This window comes from Mesorhizobium sp. WSM4848 (genome assembly GCF_055811375.1).
The window spans coordinates 27,411-44,565 of record NZ_JBVVPX010000025.1 but is presented as its reverse complement, the minus strand read 5'-3'; the positions used below and the strand labels follow the sequence as shown (position 1 = coordinate 44,565).

Annotated in this window: 15 protein-coding genes; 4 read left to right on the top strand and 11 right to left on the bottom strand. The window is 63.9% G+C overall.

Annotated features, from left to right (window positions below):
- Positions 1 to 6: 6 nt before the first annotated feature.
- The 3 genes from AC0L16_RS21625 to dhaL all read left to right on the top strand — a co-directional run bounded on the left by AC0L16_RS21625 (position 7) and on the right by dhaL (position 4,138).
- Positions 7 to 2,292, top strand: coding sequence for a xanthine dehydrogenase family protein molybdopterin-binding subunit (locus AC0L16_RS21625; protein WP_473623135.1), 2,286 nt, complete (start codon positions 7 to 9; stop codon positions 2,290 to 2,292).
- 189 nt (positions 2,293 to 2,481) lie between these two features.
- Positions 2,482 to 3,489 carry a dihydroxyacetone kinase subunit DhaK gene (locus AC0L16_RS21620; protein WP_473623134.1) on the top strand — a complete coding sequence of 336 codons (1,008 nt, stop codon included), beginning with the start codon at positions 2,482 to 2,484 and terminating at the stop codon, positions 3,487 to 3,489.
- Between the two features lie 10 nt (positions 3,490 to 3,499).
- On the top strand, positions 3,500 to 4,138 hold the full coding sequence (gene dhaL, locus AC0L16_RS21615; RefSeq protein WP_473623132.1) for a dihydroxyacetone kinase subunit DhaL: 639 nt from the start codon (positions 3,500 to 3,502) through the stop codon (positions 4,136 to 4,138).
- 87 nt (positions 4,139 to 4,225) lie between these two features.
- On the opposite strand, the gene derI is transcribed toward dhaL, so the two are convergent.
- The 3 genes from derI to AC0L16_RS21600 form a co-directional block, all read right to left on the bottom strand.
- Positions 4,226 to 4,669, bottom strand: a complete 444-nt coding sequence (gene derI, locus AC0L16_RS21610; RefSeq protein WP_254018744.1) for a D-erythrulose-4-phosphate isomerase — start codon at positions 4,667 to 4,669, stop codon at positions 4,226 to 4,228.
- A gap of 28 nt (positions 4,670 to 4,697) precedes the next feature.
- Complete coding sequence (locus tag AC0L16_RS21605) at positions 4,698 to 5,456, bottom strand: triose-phosphate isomerase (RefSeq protein ID WP_473623130.1); 759 nt, start codon at positions 5,454 to 5,456, stop codon at positions 4,698 to 4,700.
- A 94-nt stretch (positions 5,457 to 5,550) separates the two neighbouring features.
- Positions 5,551 to 6,318, bottom strand: a complete 768-nt coding sequence (locus AC0L16_RS21600) for a DeoR/GlpR family DNA-binding transcription regulator (RefSeq protein WP_473623129.1) — start codon at positions 6,316 to 6,318, stop codon at positions 5,551 to 5,553.
- A 301-nt stretch (positions 6,319 to 6,619) separates the two neighbouring features.
- On the opposite strand from AC0L16_RS21600, the gene fba reads away from it, so the two are divergent.
- Positions 6,620 to 7,684: a class II fructose-bisphosphate aldolase gene (fba, locus tag AC0L16_RS21595; RefSeq protein WP_473623127.1), complete on the top strand. Its 1,065-nt coding sequence runs from the start codon at positions 6,620 to 6,622 to the stop codon at positions 7,682 to 7,684.
- 43 nt (positions 7,685 to 7,727) lie between these two features.
- On the opposite strand, the gene AC0L16_RS21590 is transcribed toward fba, so the two are convergent.
- From AC0L16_RS21590 to AC0L16_RS21555, 8 genes are read right to left on the bottom strand one after another with little or no spacing between them, the layout of a single operon-like run.
- Positions 7,728 to 8,669, bottom strand: coding sequence for a sugar phosphate isomerase/epimerase family protein (locus AC0L16_RS21590; protein WP_473623126.1), 942 nt, complete (start codon positions 8,667 to 8,669; stop codon positions 7,728 to 7,730).
- Entirely contained in the window at positions 8,669 to 10,186 is a 1,518-nt protein-coding gene (locus tag AC0L16_RS21585) for a glycerol-3-phosphate dehydrogenase (RefSeq protein WP_473623124.1), read from the bottom strand. Before AC0L16_RS21585 ends, AC0L16_RS21590 begins: the two co-directional genes overlap by 1 nt.
- Before the next feature lie 49 nt (positions 10,187 to 10,235).
- Positions 10,236 to 11,276 carry a 2-hydroxyacid dehydrogenase gene (locus AC0L16_RS21580; protein WP_473623123.1) on the bottom strand — a complete coding sequence of 347 codons (1,041 nt, stop codon included), beginning with the start codon at positions 11,274 to 11,276 and terminating at the stop codon, positions 10,236 to 10,238.
- 10 nt (positions 11,277 to 11,286) lie between these two features.
- Entirely contained in the window at positions 11,287 to 12,840 is a 1,554-nt protein-coding gene (locus AC0L16_RS21575) for an FGGY family carbohydrate kinase (protein ID WP_473623122.1), read from the bottom strand.
- The gene (locus tag AC0L16_RS21570; protein ID WP_473623120.1) at positions 12,840 to 13,964 is read right to left on the bottom strand and encodes an ABC transporter ATP-binding protein; all 1,125 of its coding nucleotides are present in this window, start codon (positions 13,962 to 13,964) and stop codon (positions 12,840 to 12,842) included. Before AC0L16_RS21570 ends, AC0L16_RS21575 begins: the two co-directional genes overlap by 1 nt.
- Positions 13,961 to 15,079, bottom strand: a complete 1,119-nt coding sequence (locus AC0L16_RS21565; protein WP_473623119.1) for an ABC transporter ATP-binding protein — start codon at positions 15,077 to 15,079, stop codon at positions 13,961 to 13,963. The genes AC0L16_RS21570 and AC0L16_RS21565 overlap by 4 nt, the downstream gene beginning before the upstream one ends.
- A gap of 6 nt (positions 15,080 to 15,085) precedes the next feature.
- Positions 15,086 to 15,943, bottom strand: coding sequence for a carbohydrate ABC transporter permease (locus tag AC0L16_RS21560; RefSeq protein WP_023800184.1), 858 nt, complete (start codon positions 15,941 to 15,943; stop codon positions 15,086 to 15,088).
- A 9-nt stretch (positions 15,944 to 15,952) separates the two neighbouring features.
- A complete protein-coding gene (locus AC0L16_RS21555; RefSeq protein ID WP_473623118.1) occupies positions 15,953 to 16,876 on the bottom strand; it encodes a carbohydrate ABC transporter permease in 924 nt (307 codons plus the stop codon).
- Between the last annotated feature and the right edge of the window lie 279 nt (positions 16,877 to 17,155).

Here is a 17,155-nt window from a genome sequence, read left to right as displayed (position 1 = left end):
GACATGATGACAGAGACGACAACCTCGAACCGTTCTCGCGAAACACGCAGCGGCGTCATCGGGCGTCCATTCGATCGCATCGACGGTCCGCTCAAGGTGAGAGGCGACGCCACCTACGCTTACGAGAATACGCTGGAGGGTACAGCCTTTGGCTATATTCTCGGCGCCGCCGTCGCCAAGGGGCGCATTGCCGAGATCGACACGGCCGAAGCCGAACGGGCGCCGGCAGTGCTGCTCGTCATGACGCACCGGAATGCGCCGTCCCAGCCGGATTTCGGCCCGGCGGTCACGCCGACGGTGCCGGAGGTCTTCACCCGCGCTCGGCCCGCGCTCAACAGCGAGCGGGTGCGCTATTACGACGAGCCCGTCGCGCTGGTCGTTGCGGAGACGTTCGAGGCGGCACGCGCTGCCGCCGGCCTCATCAAAGTGCGCTACGACGAGGAGCCGGGCCTCTACGATCTGCCGGGACATGTGGCCGACGCCTACGCACCAAAGCGGACCAATGCCGGCTTCGAGACCGACAGCGTGATCGGCGACTTCGAGAGCGCCTTTGCCGCGGCTCCGGTCAAGGTCGATGCCACTTACCGGACGCCCTTCGAACATCACAATCCGATGGAGCCCCATGCGACGCTCGCCTCCTGGTCAGGCAACGAGCTGACGATCCATACATCGGCGCAGACCCTGGCGAATTTCCGGGCGGGGGTCGCCAGCACGCTTCGCATCCCGCCCGAGCGCGTGCGCATCGTGAGCCCGTTCATCGGCGGCGGCTTCGGCTCCAAGCTGATTGCCCATGCCGATACGATCCTGGCGGCGCTTGCGGCGCAGGTCCTGCAGCGTCCCGTCAAGATCGCGCTGACGCGACAACAGATGTTCGCCAATGCCGGTCATCGCGCAGAGATGATCCAACAGGTGCGTCTCAGCACGGACACCGACGGCCGGCTCACCGGGATCGCGCACGACGTCTGGTCGGCAACGTCCAGCTTCGAGGAGTACTGCGAGCAAACGGCAGTTTTTGCCCGCTCGCTCTATGCGGCGCCGAACCGGGTCACCCGTCATCGCCTGGTTCCGCTGGATATCAACCGCGGCGAATGGATGCGTTCGCCCGGCGAAGCGCCCGGCATGCTGGCCTTCGAATGCGCCATGGATGAGCTCGCCGAGCGGCTCGGACTGGACCCGATCGAGCTCAGGATCCGCAATGAACCGGTCCAGGATCCCGAGCGCGGCGTGCCGTTCTCCACCCGCAATCTCGTCGCCTGCATGGAGGAAGGTGCCCGCCGTTTCGGTTGGCAGCGAAGAAACCCGACGCCGGGCCGCGCCCGAGAGGGCCGCAAGCTCATCGGCTACGGCATGGCGGCGGCGATCCGTCCGAACTACATCGGCGCGGCAACGGCGCGGGTTGCGATCGACCGCGAGGGTCGCGTGACGGCGCGGCTCGACATGACCGATATCGGGACCGGCACTTATACGATCCTGACCCAGATCGCCGCGGAAACCCTCGGCGTGCCGATCTCGTCCGTCAAAGTGGAGCTTGGCGACAGCCGCTTCCCGCGTACCGCCGGCTCCGGCGGGTCCTGGGGCGCGGCAAGCGCAGGGTCGGCGCTGCACAACGCCTGCACCGCCCTCAAGGAACGGATATTGGAAGCGGCGCAGTCGAGCCAAGCCTCGCCGTTGCGCGGCGCCAATACCACCGAGGCGAGCTTTGCCGACGGCGAGGTCAGCGTCGGCCAGCATTCGGCAAGCCTGGCCGACCTCGTCCGACGGATCGCTCCCGACGGGTTCGAGACCGAGGGTTCCGTGGCCGCCGGCGCTGCCACCCAGTCATACAAGGCTTACTCGCAGCATTCCTATGGCGCGCATTTCGCCGAGGTCGCCGTCGATTGCGACACCGGTGAGATCCGCATGCGCCGGATGCTGGCGGTGATGGGCGCCGGCCGTATCCTCAACCCCAAGACCGCGCGCTCGCAAATCATCGGCGGCATGACCTGGGGAATCGGTGCGGCGCTGATGGAGCAGACGGTGCTCGACCGGCGCTACGGCCACTTCGTCAATCACGATCTGGCCGAATATCACGTCCCGATCAACGGCGACGTCCCCGAGATGGAGGTCGTCTTCCTCGAGGAACATGACGACAAGGCCAATCCATTCGGCGCGAAGGGGATCGGCGAGCTCGGCGTCTGCGGTGCGGGGGCCGCTGTCGCCAACGCCATTTACAACGCAACCGGCGTGCGGGTGCGTGAATTTCCCATCACCTTGGACAAGCTGCTGCCTGCCTTGCCGGTGATCGCCATTTGACGGGGCAAGTTATCAGCTCTTCCCACCGCTTCTTCTTCGAGCACTTCAGGGGCAAAAGAGGCAGTCCACGCCTGCATGCAGATCCTGGCCGCGCGGGAACATATTGCCGCGTGAAATGTCCGTCCCCGGGTGGAAATTCCGGTAACACGCTGTACTATCTGCGAAAATACCGAAATCGGGAGGCTGCCGGTGCAGACCAAGAAGATCATCAACGACGGCAACCGCACTGTCGACGAGATGCTGGAGGGCATTCTGGCCGCGCATCCCCGCCATCTCACAAGCATGGAGGGCAGCCCACGCTCGATTGTTGCCCGCGATGGACCTCGCCAGGGCAAGGTTGGCCTCGTCATCGGCGGCGGCTCCGGCCACGAGCCGACCTTCCTCGGCTTCGTCGGCAAGGGGCTGGCCGACGCGGCGGCGATCGGCAACGTCTTTGCCTCGCCGCCGCCGGACCCGATCCTCGAATGCGCCAAGGCGGCCAGCGGCGGCGCCGGCGTGCTGTTCATGTATGGCAACTATGCCGGCGACGTGATGAATTTCGACATGGCCGCAGAGATGGCGGCGATGGATGACATCGAGGTGCGCACCGTGCTGACCACCGACGACGTGGCATCGGCGCCGCGCGACCAGAGGCAAAAGCGCCGTGGTGTCGCCGGCAATTTCTTCATCTTCAAGGCCGCTGGTGCCGCCTGCGAGCGGATGCTGTCATTCGACGAATGCGAGCGCATCGCCAGGAAGGCCAACGATCACACCTTCACCATGGGCGTGGCGCTGTCGCCCTGTTCGCTGCCGCAGACCCGCCGGCCGAATTTCGAGATCGGACCGGACGAGATGGAGATCGGCATGGGCATCCATGGCGAGCCGGGCATTGCCCGCGGAAAACTGAAAACCGCCGACGAGATCACCGACGAGATGCTCGACAAGATCCTCGACGAGATAGCGCCGGCACGCGGCGACAGGGTCGCCGTGCTCGTCAATTCGCTCGGCTCGACGCCGCTGATGGAGCTCTACATCATGAACCGGCGCGTCAAGCAGCGGCTCGATGACATCGGCGTGTCAGTTCACGCGACCTGGGTCGGCAATTATTGCACCTCGCTCGAAATGGCCGGCGCCTCGGTGACGCTGATGCATCTCGACGCCGAATTGCAGACGATGCTCGACCATCCTTGCGACTGCGCCATGTTCCGCGCCGGCTGAAGGTGCATCCATGACATCCATCGATGCAGCCGATCTGAAAAGAATGTTCGATGCGATCGCGATGGCGATCGAAGCCGATAAGGACAGGCTCTGCCAACTCGACGGGGTTATCGGCGACGCCGATCATGGCATCGCCATGGCGCTCGGCTTTGGCGCGGTGCGCGATGCGCTGGCCCCTCTGGAGCTCACGGCAACCGAGCCGACTGTTCTCCTCAACACTGCGGCGAAGTCGTTCCTCAACGCCGTCGGCGCCTCGTCGGGCCCGCTCTACGCGACGGCCTTCATGCGCGGCGCGGCTGCCGTCAAGGGCAAGGCAAGGTTGGCGGGCGCCGACGTCGTCGCCCTGTTCCAGGCAATGGCGCAAGGCATCCAGGATCGCGGCAAGGCGGAGATCGGCGAGAAGACGATGGTCGACGCCTGGCTGCCAGCGGCGCAAGCCGCGGCCGCTGCCCATGCCGCCGGCAAGACCCTGTCCGAAAGCCTGGCAGCCGCGCTCGAAGCAGCCGAACGGGGCGCCGAGGCGACCAAGGATATGATCGCCGCGAAGGGCCGCTCGTCGCGGCTCGGCGAGCGGTCGCTCGGACACATCGACCCCGGCGCGGCGTCGGCGGTCACCGTCATTGGCGCGATGCGGAAGAGCCTAGCTTAAGAGCATCGCATTAATGCGACGCGCTTAAGCTTCTGTTTTATACATGTCGTTGTCCCAAAACCGCTGCGCACTTTTGGGCGACATGTATTAGCCCAGCTTCGCCGCGTCGAGTCTGTCGATCGCCTGGACATTGCCGGCCGATGGCCCGTTTTCGTCGAACTCCGATGCGAGCCAGGCGTCGACGATCGACTTGGCCAGTTCCGGGCCGATGACGCGGGCGCCCATGGTGATGATCTGGGCATTGTTGGATTTGGCCGCGCGCTCCGCCGAATAGGTGTCGTGGGTGAGTGCGGCGCGAATGCCGGGCACCTTGTTGGCCGAGATGGAAACGCCGATGCCGGTGCCGCAAAACAGGATTCCGCGATCGTTCTCGCCGTCGAGGATCGTCTGGGCGAGCTTCTGCGAAAGATCGGCATAGTAACCCGCCTGGCTGAGATCGCTGACGGCGAGGCCGGGTTTGGTGGCCAGGTGAGCGGCGATGACGTCGAGCAGCGGCTTGCCGGCGCTGTCGGCTCCAATGGCTATTTTCATTTTTTCTGTCCTTTCCTGTTCGTTTGCTTCAGATCGCCGCCGAGGCGCGTTGAAGGATGTCGATATAGCCTTCTGCCTGCCAGGCGGAGCGGCCGATGAACAGCCCGTCGATATGAGGCTGGCCGATCAGCTCGGCGGCATTTTGCGGATTGACGCTGCCGCCATAAAGCACTGGTGGTGTGGACGGCAGAAGATCGCCGGCGATCTTCTTGATCAGCGCCTGCTGCCTGTCGGCATAGTCGGCACTTGCCGGAATGCCCTTGTCGCCGATCGCCCAGACCGGCTCGTAAGCAAACAGGATCGTCGCCGCCTTTGCCTGGCCTTCGAGATATTGCAGCGCGCCATGCACCTGCAAGGCCAGCACCGAATCGGCCTGGCCGCTGTTGCGTTGCGCCAATGTTTCGCCGACGCAGATGAGCGGCACAAGCCCGTGTTTCACCGCCGCTGCGGTCTTAAGGCCAACCGAATTGTCGGTCTCGCCGAAATGCTCGCGCCGTTCGCTATGGCCGAGTTCGACGAGGTCGAGCCCGCAATCCGTCAGCATCACCGGCGAGATCTCCCCGGTCCAGGCTCCGGCGTCGGCCCAATGCATGTTCTGGGCACCGACCTTGACCCGCGTGATCGCCAACGCCTTCTTGACCTCGCGAACCGCCGTGAAGGGTGGGATGACGAAGGGCTGGATACGGTCGTCGAAACCGGGGACGAACCTTGCCAGCGCGCCGGCGAAGTCAATCGACTCGGCAAGCGTCTTGTTCATTTTCCAGCTTGTGCCAACCCAGTAAACCATGCGTCCTCCTTCTAGAGCCTGTTTATGGGGCTCTATCTTCTTCTTTGACCATGATCTTTTCCGAAAACCGGTTCCCACTTTTCGGGATCATGGTCTAGTCCTTCTCGACTAGTGTTAGCGAAACGCCGGCGGCATCCAGCGCCTCGCGCATCTGCGTTTCCAGTTCGCGACCGGTGAAGACGGCGTCGAACGCCTTGAGATCGGTCAGGAAATGCAGGGCCGTGCGGCCGAATTTGCCGTGATCGACCAGCAGATATTTGCGGGCGGCCGCGGCCATCATCAGCCGCTTGGTATGGACCACTTCCTGGTCCTGGTGGAAGGCGGAAACGCCGTGGATGGCCGACGAAGACAGGAAGGCGACATCGGCGCGCAAGGATCTCAGAGTGTCCTCGGCAAGCAGGCCGAAGAAACCGTGGAACTTCTTGCTGTACTGGCCGCCGAGCGCGATCAGGGTGATCCCTCCAACGCCTGCCAGATCCTGGATGACGGCCAGATTGTTGGAGATCACCGTCAGCGGGCGGAGATCCGCAAGGTGGCGCGCAATGCCGCCCGCCGTCGAGCCGTCATCGATGATCACCGTCTGGCCCGGTTCGATGACAGCCACGGCGGCAACCGCCAGGCGCTGCTTCTCCTCGGCGGCCTGCTTCTGACGGTAGCGAAAATCACTCTCGAAAAGGCCGCTCGGCTGGATCGAGGCGCCGCCGCGTATCTTGCGCAGGAAGCCGCTTTCCTCGAGCTCGTCGAGGTCGCGATGGACGGTCATCTTCGACACGCCGAAGCGCGAGGCAAGGTCATCGACACTGGCCGTGCCGGTGTCCATCAGAAAATCCATGATCCCTTGCCGCCGGCCGTCGCTCTTCATCGTCTAGATTGTCCAGCCTGTTTCCTGATCCCGGTCCGCTGCGAATCCGCGGTGGCGGAAACGGCGAGCCAAAGCCATTATAACAGAGGAAATCGCATAGTCACCCAATCATTTGTGATGATGTTACATTTCCTTGGGATATTATTCGCTTCTGATTGCTGTCTTGTAACAAGAATTGCTCCCGGCGCCTTGGCCAAAGGTTGCGATTCTCCGGAAATCCGGCCAGAAGCATCAATGGGCTGAATGACGACCGGACAGCTCGCAAACCATAGGCTTGAAACAAAATACGGGAGACTATTGGGTGGCTCGCATCACATTGAGACAATTGCTCGACCATGCCGCCGAACACGGCTATGGCGTGCCTGCCTTCAACATGAACAATATGGAACAGGGCCTTGCCATCATGGAGGCGGCCGAGGAGACCAAATCGCCTGTCATCCTGCAGGCGAGCCGCGGCGCCCGCGCCTATGCCAACGACGTCGTGCTGGCCAAGCTGATCGACGCGCTGGTCGAGATCCATCCCGATATCCCGGTCTGCATGCATCTCGACCATGGCAACAACGAAGCCACCTGCGTGACCGCGATCCAGCACGGCTTCACCTCGGTGATGATGGACGGATCGCTGAAGGAGGACGGCAAGACGCCGGCCGACTACGACTATAATTCCGGCATCACGCGGCGCGTCGTCGACATGGCGCATTGGGGCGGCGTGTCGGTGGAAGGCGAGATCGGCGTTCTCGGATCCCTGGAGATGGGCGGCGGCGAACAGGAAGACGGCCACGGCGTCGAGGGCGCCGTCAGCCACGACCAGCTGCTGACCGATCCGGAGCAGGCGGTGCAGTTCGTCAAGGACACGCATGTCGATGCGCTGGCCGTCGCCATGGGCACCAGCCACGGCGCCTACAAGTTCTCGCGCAAGCCGGACGGCGCGGTGCTCGCCATGAACGTGATCGAGGAGATCCACCGCCGCCTGCCGAACATGCACCTGGTCATGCACGGCTCATCCTCGGTGCCGGAAGAACTGCAGGAGATCATCAACAAATATGGCGGCCAGATGAAGCCGACATGGGGTGTGCCGGTCGAGGAGATCCAGCGCGGCATCAAGCACGGCGTGCGCAAGATCAACATCGACACCGACAACCGCATGGCGCTGACCGGCGCGATCCGCAGGGTGCTGACCGAGAACCCGAGCGAGTTCGATCCGCGCAAATATCTGACGCCGGCAATGGCCGCGATGAGGAAGCTGTGCAAGGAGCGCTTCGAGCAGTTCGGCACCGCCGGCAACGCCCCCAAGATCAAGCCGCTGCCCGTCTCGGAAATGGCCAAGCGCTACAAGTCGGGCAGTCTCGACCCGAAATTCGGCTGACGTATTCTGGTTCTGAACAGGAGCCGCAGCGGCTCCTGTTCACCTATCCTGCTCGCGGCAAGAGTGCCGTCCTGCCGGTCTCGATAAACGGCGCCCAGTGGTCAACCGACTCGCGGATCATCGCGACGACCTGGTGGTCGACCGGCTCGCGTTCGCGGAACGACAGTTCGAGGCAGATCTCGTTGTCGACGCCGCCGCCGCGCCGAACCGTCGCCAAAAGTTTTTCCGGCGTGATGCGGCCGTCCTTGTTGTAGGCGGCGATGAACGGCCAATGGCCGCCCTTGTTCATCGACGACTGCTTGACGTGGATGATCGGCGATACCCTGGGAAAGGCTTCGGCCCAAGCATAGGGGTCGATGTCGTCCGGATTGCTCGAGGTGACGTCGCCATGGTCGATATCGACCATCATCTTCAGCGGGATGGCCATGCCGGCCGCTTCGATCTGGTTGTGCAGGGCCCGGCAGCTCTCGATCGTGTGGCCGAATTCGCGGCCGACCGACATCGGCTCCCAGAACAGATAGGTCAATCCGGCCGCCCTGGCGTGCTCGGCGACCTCGCGCCAGCATTCCAGTGCGATCTCGAAAAGCCGCGCGCGACGCTCCGGATCGTCAAAATCCCTGTGTGTGAAGATCGCGAACTGCGTGCCCATGCCGCTGGCGCCGAGCTCGGCCGAAATGTCGGCAAAGGTCTTGAACCAATCGACGTAGTAGCGGCGCACATCGGCGTCCGGATGGCCGAAATGGTTGAGCCGCCCATAAGGGCCGGTCATCCCGGACGTCACGCGCACGCCGGTGCGGTCGAGCGCCGTGCGGAACAGGCGGACGAACTTCGAGATCGTCGCCGCTGACCAGCCGGGATTGACGAATTCATGCGTGAGCTGCACGTCACGAATGCCGATGTCGTAAGCGATCGCGTCGATCAGATCGTCCGGTTCGGCAAAACGGTTGACCAGCGGATTGGTGTTGAGGGAAAGCGTAAAAGTCATCAGCCTGCCCTCACCAGTCGGCCAACGCACCAGTCCTCGAAGGCGGCTCTTTCCGCGGCGGACAGATGCAGGCCGTGCTTGGTGCGCCGTTCGAGAATATCGGCAGCGGTCAGCGCCCATTCATGCTCGAACAAATAACTCGCCTCGCGTTCGAAAAAATCCTTGCCGAAGCACCGCCCCAGATCGGTGAGCGACCTGGACGCACCGACCAGAACGCGCGTCCTGGTGCCGTAGAGCCGGCCATAGTGCTTGACCAGCGATGCCGGCATCCAGGGATATTCGCGGCCGAGATCGCCGAGAAACTGCTCAAAGTCGGCGTTGGCGATATCGCCGCCCGGCAGGTAGCCTTTCGACGTCCATGGCTTGCCCATTTTCGGAAGGAACGGGGCGATCCGGTCCAGCGCATGCTCGGCCAGTTTGCGGAAGGTGGTGATCTTGCCGCCGAAGACGGAGAGCAGCGGCGCCTGCCCGGATGATGCGTCGAGTTCGAAAATATAGTCGCGCGTCACCGCGCTCGGATTGTCGGCGTTGTCGTCATAGAGCGGCCTGACGCCCGAGAATGAGTAGATGACATCATCGCGCGCAAGCTCGCGTTTGAAGTAGCGGTTGACCACCTTGATCAGGTAGTCGACCTCGCTGGCATCCGCCGCTACGTCTTCCGGCCGCCCATCATAGGGAATATCGGTGGTGCCGATCAGGGCCAGATCGTTCTGGTAGGGATTGATGAAGATCACGCGCTTGTCGCTGTTCTGGACGAGATAGGCCTGCCGCCCTTCCCAGAATTTCGGCACGACGATGTGGCTGCCCTTGACCAGCCGGACATTCCGCTTGGAGTTCTGGCCGGCCACGCGGTTGATGATGTCGTTGACCCAGGGACCGGCGGCGTTGATCAGCGCACGCGCCCGAACCGTGGTCCTGACGCCGGTTCGGCTGTCGCGCATCTCGACTGACCACAGGTCGTTTTCACGGCGGGCGGCGGTGCAGGCGGTCCGGGTGAAGATCCTGGCTCCCCGTTCCGCAGCGTCGAGCGCATTGATGACGACGAGACGGGCGTCGTCGACCCAGCAATCGGAATATTCGAAACCGCGCTTGAACGCATCCTTGATCGGTGCGCCTTCGGGCGCGGTGCGCAGGTTGAGCGTGCGGGTGCCCGGCAGCCGCTTGCGGCCGCCGAGATGGTCGTAGAGGAACAGACCGAGCCGGACCAACCAGGCCGGCCGGTCGTCCGGGCTGTGCGGCAGCACGAAGCGCATCGGCCAGATGATGTGCGGCGCCGATTCAAGCAGCACTTCGCGTTCGATCAGCGCCTCGCGCACCAGCCGGAATTCGTAGTATTCGAGATAGCGCAGGCCGCCATGGACGAGCTTTCCCGATCGCGAACTGGTGCCTTCGGCGAGATCGTCTTTTTCGCACAGGATGACGGAAAGCCCGCGGCCGACTGCGTCGCGCGCGATGCCGGCGCCATTGACGCCACCGCCGATGACGAACAAATCGACGATTTCAGTGGCGCCATTCATCTCGCCGGATCCTCTATGCCTGGATTGCGTTTCATGGCTGCCGCGACCTTCAGCACGGGTTGACCGGCGGGAGCCCGGCGATAAAGCGGCGCACCTCTTCGGCCGCCTGCTCGGCCGCATAGGTCACCGTGCGCACCGACGCGCCGGCGATATGCGGCGTCAGGGTGACATTCGGAAGCTGCAGCAGCGGCCAATCGGCAGGCACCGGCTCGACCGCGAAGGTCTCCAGCATGGCGCTGCCGATATGGCCAGAGACAAGCGCATCGTAGAGCGCGTCGTAGTCGACCAGCGGCCCGCGTGCGGTGTTGACGAAAATCACCCCCGGCTTCATCCGGGCGATGGTATCCTTGTTGATCAGGCCGCGGGTTTCCTCGGTCACCCGGGGATGAAGCGTGACCACATCAGAGCGGGACAGGAGATCGTCCAGCGCGACCAGCTCGACGCCGGCATTGCGGTCTTCGGCGCTCAATTGCACATAGGGATCGGTGACCAGGATGCGGCAGCCGAAGGCGCGCAGCAGCCGGACAACCTTGGTGCCGATATTGCCATAGCCGATGACGCCGACGGTCATTTCGTTGAGCTCGCGGCCGGTGCGGTCGGCACGGTAGAGATCGCCGCGCCATTCCCCCTTGCGCAATGCTTCGTGCCCGACCCGGATCAGCCGCGTCTCGGCAAGGATCGCACCGATGGTGAACTCGGCCACAGCACTTGCATTGCGGCCGGGCACATTGACGACGGTGATGCCGTGGGCCTTGGCGGCAACCATGTCGATGTTGATCGGGCCGCCGCGCGAGACCGCAACCAGCTTCAGCGTGGGCAGACGCTGCATCATGGACTCGGAGAGCGGCGCAAGCTGGGTGACGAAGATCTCGGCGTCGCCAATGAAATCGACCACCTCGTCCGGATCGCCAAAATACTCCTTCACCTTGTCGAGGCCGAGCGCCGCATTGCCGAATTCCATCGGCTCGTCGGGCCAGGCCGCCTCAAGGGTGCGAATGTCGAGGTCGTCGCCGCAGGCCTTCTCGATTTTCTCGCGAAACACCTCGGGAAGCATGAAGCGGTCGCCAATGATTGCAATCTTCTTACGCATGCTCGACTTCTCAGTTTGCCCTGGATGCGGCCATCGATCGCCAGACCGGCCGCAGCGCCTCATGCGCCAATGTGTAGGACGGAACCACCCGTTCATAGATCGCGGCAAGTTTTCGGTCGCTCGGCTCCGCCGCGGCAAGCAGCGGCGTGACCCATTCGCCGACGCATTCGTCCATCGACCCGTATTGGCCGACGCAGACCGCAGCGATCATCGCGGCGCCCGCCGCACCGGCTTCCTCGCGTTGGCTGGTGCGAATGTCGGCGCCGACGACAGCGCCCAGGATCTTGCGCAGAGCCGGGCTTCTGGCGGCGCCGCCGGTCAGCCGGATTTCGCTCGGCAGCGGCCCCATGGCGGCGTAGCAATCGCGCGACGCGAATGCCAGCCCCTCAAAAACAGCGCGGACCATATCGGCATAACCGTGTCGCGACGAAATGCCGACGAAACCGGCCCTGGCGTTGGCATCGACGAACGGCCCGCGCTCACCGGCCTCCGACACATAGGGCTGATAGAGCAGCGAGGCCGGTTCAGATGACGATATCCATTCGTCGACCAGCGCGATCATCTCGCCATTGCTGCGGGTGATGCCTTGCGAGGCGAGAATACCGGAGGCGAGGCCAAGGACCCAATCGATGTTGAGCGTCGCCGCCATGTTCGACTGCATCTGCGCAAAGACGCCGGGCGCCGGCATCGTCATCGTGTAGCCGGTCCTGGCCTCGTTGAGCAGCACCTCGTCCGGCGTCTGCGCAAGCCGCATATGCATGCCGGTGGAGCCGATGATGGAGCAGCCGGGCTTGCGCTCGCGATCGAGCAGGCCGGCGCCGAGCGCGGTGCAGGCCACGTCGACATAGGCCAGCACCACCGGCGTACCGGAAAGCAGCCCGGTCGCTTCGGCAGCCGCCGCAGACAGGCCGGTGCTATGCCTGGTGCCGTCGACGATCGGCGGCAGCAGATGCCTGAGATCGGCAACGCCGAGCACCTCAAGCACCTCGTCGCAATAGCCGCGGGTGCGGAAGTCGCCAAAGGTGAAGGTGCCCTCGGAAGGATCGGTGGCGCGTTCGCCGGTGAGCTTGAAATAGAGCCAGTCCTTGCAATGGAATGCCGTCGCGGCGCCGGCAAGCCTGTCGGGCGCGTTGCGCTTCATGAAGGCAAGCTGCGGCCCCTGTTGGCAGGCGGCGAGCCCGCTGCCGGTCTTTTCGAAACGAAGCCGGTCATCGGGCCGCGCTCGGATCTCCTCGACGATGGCGGCAGCGCGCGCGTCGAGCCACAGCCAGCCCTTGGCGATCGGCTCACCGTCCTTGTCGATCAGCCAGGTGCCGTCGCCCTGCCCGGTCACGGCGATCGCAATGATGCGGCTGGCGAGGTCCGGCACCTTGTCGGCAAGCTGGCGCAATGTGGTCGTGGTATCGGCCCAGGTGCGCGCCATATCCTGCTCGGCGCCGCCGCCCGGCAAGGTCTCGTACCGGTTCGGCACCGCCGCGGCCGCGAGCTGCCGGCCCGCCGTGTCGAAGGCGACGGATTTGATGACAGACGTGCCGGCGTCGACGCCGATCAGCACATCCCGCATCAGGCAAGCTCCATGCCGTGCGAAATGGCCATGCCGCTGGATTGATCGAAGACGTGCAGGTTTTTCGGATCGATGCTGATGTTGATCGGCGCGCCAAGCTCCAGCCGTGTCCGATCATGTTCGACCAGGACCAGCGAGCCGCCGGCGAAATCCGCCGCGATATGGGTCTGGTCGCCGAGCCATTGGTTGGCCGAAACCGTGGCCGGCACGCCGTCCTTCGAGCGGCGAACCGCATAGGGCCTGACACCGATGACGACCCGCTCGCGTTTGAGCAGTTCGTCGCGAACCGAGCCACTGAACGCGTCCGTGTCATAGTCGAGTGAAAGCCCGTCGGGCAGCCGCAGATTGATCTTGTCGGCAGCCGTGCCGACATAGGCCTCGAAGACATTCATCGGCGGCTCGCCGACGAAGGTGCCGGTGAACAGGTTGGCCGGCCGCTGCTTGAGCATATCGGGCGTGTCGAACTGCTGCAACACGCCGCCTTCCATAACCGCGATCCGGTCGGCAAGCGCGTTGGCCTCGGTCTGGTCGTGGGTGACCAGGATCGCGGTCAGGCCGCGCTCCTTGATGAAGTGCTTGATGCGGCCGCGCAGCACGGCGCGAAGCTGCGGCTCGAGCTGGCCCATCGGCTCGTCCAGCAGATGCAGGTCGGCCTCGCGGATCAGTGCCCGGCCGAGGCTGGCGCGCTGCTGCTGGCCGCCGGAGATGGAACTCGGATAGCGCTCAAGAATGTCCTCGATCTCGAGCAGCTTGGCGATGCTGGCAACTTTCGCGTCGACCTGACTTTTCGGCAGCCTGGCCGCCTTCAGCGCAAACGCCATGTTCTCGCGCACGGTCAGCGGCGGATACAGCGAATAGCCCTCGAACGCCATCGCCACATTACGCTTGACCGGCGGCAGCGTGTGCACCTTGCGGCCAGCAACCGAAATGCTGCCGCGCGAGACCTCTTCGAAGCCGGCGATCATGCGCAATGTCGAGGTCTTGCCGCAGCCGGACGAGCCGAGCAGTGCGACGATCTCGCCTTTGTCGATTTCCATCGTCAGATTCTGGACGGCGTGCACACCTCGGTCGATCGGGCCGTAGAATTTGTCGACCCCGGAAATGGTGAGTGCGCTCTGGCTCATGCCGCTTCTCCGCTGCGCAAATTGACGACGTTTTTCGAGCCGATACGGTCGCCACTGGCACGATCGAACAGCAGGGCGCTTTTGCCGTCGATGGCGATATGGGCCCTGCCCTCGGTTTGACCCGCTGTTCCGGCCGGCCGGGAGACCAGGATTTCGCGGCCGCGCACGGTGCGCACCAGCGTGACGATCTTTTCGTTGAGCGGCGTCTCCGCCTCGACCGTCACCGGAATGGCAGCGGGTGTTCCTTCGTCGACGAAGCGCAGCGCTTCGGGCCGCAAGCCGATCACGCAATCGCGGCCGACCGTCGCGTCATAGGCGCCTGTCAAATGGACCTGGACATTCGACAGACCGACATAGATGCCCTTGGCATCGCGCGACGGCTTGACGTCGAGCAGGTTGATTGTCGGATCGCCGAACAGCCGCGCGATCTCGATGTTGGCCGGCTCGCGATAGATTTGCTCGGGCGTGCCGAGCTGCTTGATGACGCCTTGCGACATCACCGCGATGCGGTCGCCGAGCGCCATGGCCTCCTTGTAGTCCTGGGTGACGTAGACGACGGTCGCGCCACGGTCGGCCAGCAGCCTCGGCAGTTCGAGCCGCATCTCGAAGCGCAGTTTGGCATCGACGTTGCGCAGCGGGTCGTCAAGCAGCAGCACCGGCGGCGAGCCGACCAGAGCGCGGGCGAGCGCGGTGCGCTGCTTCTGGCCGTTGGACAGCGCCCGTGGCTTGTGGCTGAGCACGTGGCCGATCTTCAGCAGCTTGGCGACGCTCTCGACGCCCGCCTTCATCGCACCTTGCGACGATCGCTTGGCCTGAAGCGGCGTGGCGATGTTGTCGAACGCAGTCATGTGCGGAAACAGCGCGAAATTCTGGAATGCCATGCCGACGCCGCGGAACTCGGCATCGAGATCGGTCATGTCCTCGCCGCCGATGAAGATCTTTCCCTCATCCGGGTCGATGACGCCGGCGACGAGCCGCAGCAGCACCGTCTTGCCGGCGCCGGACGGTCCGAACAGGACCAGGGTTTCGCCGTCGGCGACGCTCAGCGACAGATTGTCGAGCACAGTCTGGCTCTTGTAGCGCTTGACGACATTTCGCAATTCGAGGCTGGCCATCGGGAGCTATCCTTTCACCGCACCGAGCGACAGGCCTTCGACGAGATAGCGCTGCGCGTAAAGGGCGAGCGCCAGCGTCGGCGTGATCGACAGCACGATCGCTGCCGAGATCTGGCCGTACTGGATGCCGGAGGAGGTGATGAAGGCCAGCGCGCCGACCGTCACCGGCTGCTTGTCAGCCGAAGCGAGCACGAGCGCGAAGATGAAATTGTTCCAGGCGAAGATGAAGGCGAGCAGGCCGGCAGCCGCGATGCCGGGCCCGGCGAGCGGCAGCGCGATCTTGCGGAAGGTGGCGAACCAGGAATGGCCGGCAATGCGATAGGCGTATTCGATATCGGCCGGGATGTCCTCGAAATAGCCGCGCACGATCCACAGGATCAGCGGCAGGCAGATCAGCTGATAGACCCAGATCAGCCCGATATAGGTGTTGGCCAGTCCAAGCTTCTGGAAATAGAGGGTGAGCGGCAGGAGCACCAGCAGCGCCGGCGCGAACCGGAACGACAGCAGCGTGAAGGCGATGTCCTCCGAGCCGCGGAATTTGTGCCGTGCAAAGGCGTAAGCGGCGGGAACGCCGAGCAGCAGCGCGACGGCGACCGAGGTGACCGACAGGAACACCGAATTCCACAGGTTGCGCATGAAGGCGATGTCGAGCGTGCCGGCCGCCGTGGTCAGTTTGCCGGTGATCAGCGCGGTGTAGTTGGCCAGCGTCGGCTTGAAGACAAGCTGCGGCGGAATCCGCAGGATGGTCTCGTTGGTCTGGAACGACATCATGAGGATCCAGACGATCGGGAACATGAAGAAGATCACGACCAGCGTCAGCGCTATGCCACGCAGGATGCGTTCGAGAAGCGAGGTGTGTTCCATCTCAGCCTCCTATGCCAGGCCGCGGGCGCGTTCGCGCAGCCGCAGCCAGTTCTTGATGAAGATGTTGGAGAGGAAATAGGTGATCGCCCAGAGGATGATCATCAGCGCCGCCGAGCGGCCGACATTGGTCGACTGGAAGAAGTTGAGGTAGGCCTCGACCTGGAAGACGGTCAGCGTGTCGCCCGGACCGCCCTGGGTCATGGCATAGATGATGTCGAACTGCTGTATGGAATCCAGCAGGCGAAACAGCGTCGCCGTCAGGATATAGGGCGTCAGCATCGGCAAGGTGATGCGGAAGAACACGAAACTCCGCGGCACGCCGTCAAGTGCTGCCGCCTCGAAGGGCTGCGTCGGCAGGCTGCGCAGGCCGGCAAGCAGCAGGATCATGATGAAAGGCGTGTAGACCCAGATGTCGACAAGCACCACCGTGAAAAGCGCGGTCGACGGCGACGAGGCCCAGCGGAAATCCTGCAGTCCGATCAGGCTGGCGAGATAGCTCAGCACGCCAAAGCCGGGATTGGTCATCAGCTTCCACATCAGCGCGGCAAGCGCCGGCGCCGTCATCAGCGGCATCAACAGCATGATCGAGATGAAGTTGTTCAGCGTCGAGCGCTTCTGCAGCAGCATGGCGATGCCGAGACCGAGAAGCAGTTCGAGCAGGACGGTGATGCCGGCATAGAGCAGCGATATCTCCAGCGTGTTCCAGAACCTCGGGTCGGTGAAAAACGAGATGTAGTTGTCGCCCCAGTTGAACTGCCGCGCCCAGGGCTGGCTCAGCCGGTAGCGCTGCAACGAATAGACGACCGATGTGAAGAACGGGATCAGGATGCCGATGCAGACGAGCAGGGCCGGCAGGCTGAGCACATAGGGCAGCACTTTCTTGCTGATCCTGAAGCCGGAAGGCTTGTTTCTTTGCATTGTCGCCGCAGTCATCGTGGCTCACCCGTCATCTCTGTTGCTTCGCCCTGCCGGCCGCCCAGGGAGCTAGGCGGCCGGTTGGGCGAGTGGCGGCACCGCCGTTGTTTGAGCATCGGATTTTCCCAAAACCGGTTTCCACTTTGGGTCCGATGCTCCAGGCGCCGCTTCGCAGTGGAATGGCGGGGGGGGCCCCCCCCCCCGGGGGGGGGGGCCCCCCCCCCAAACCCCCGCCCCGGGGGGTGTGGGGGGCCGCGACCCCAGGGGGGCCCAATTGGGGGGCATGGAGGGCCCGGC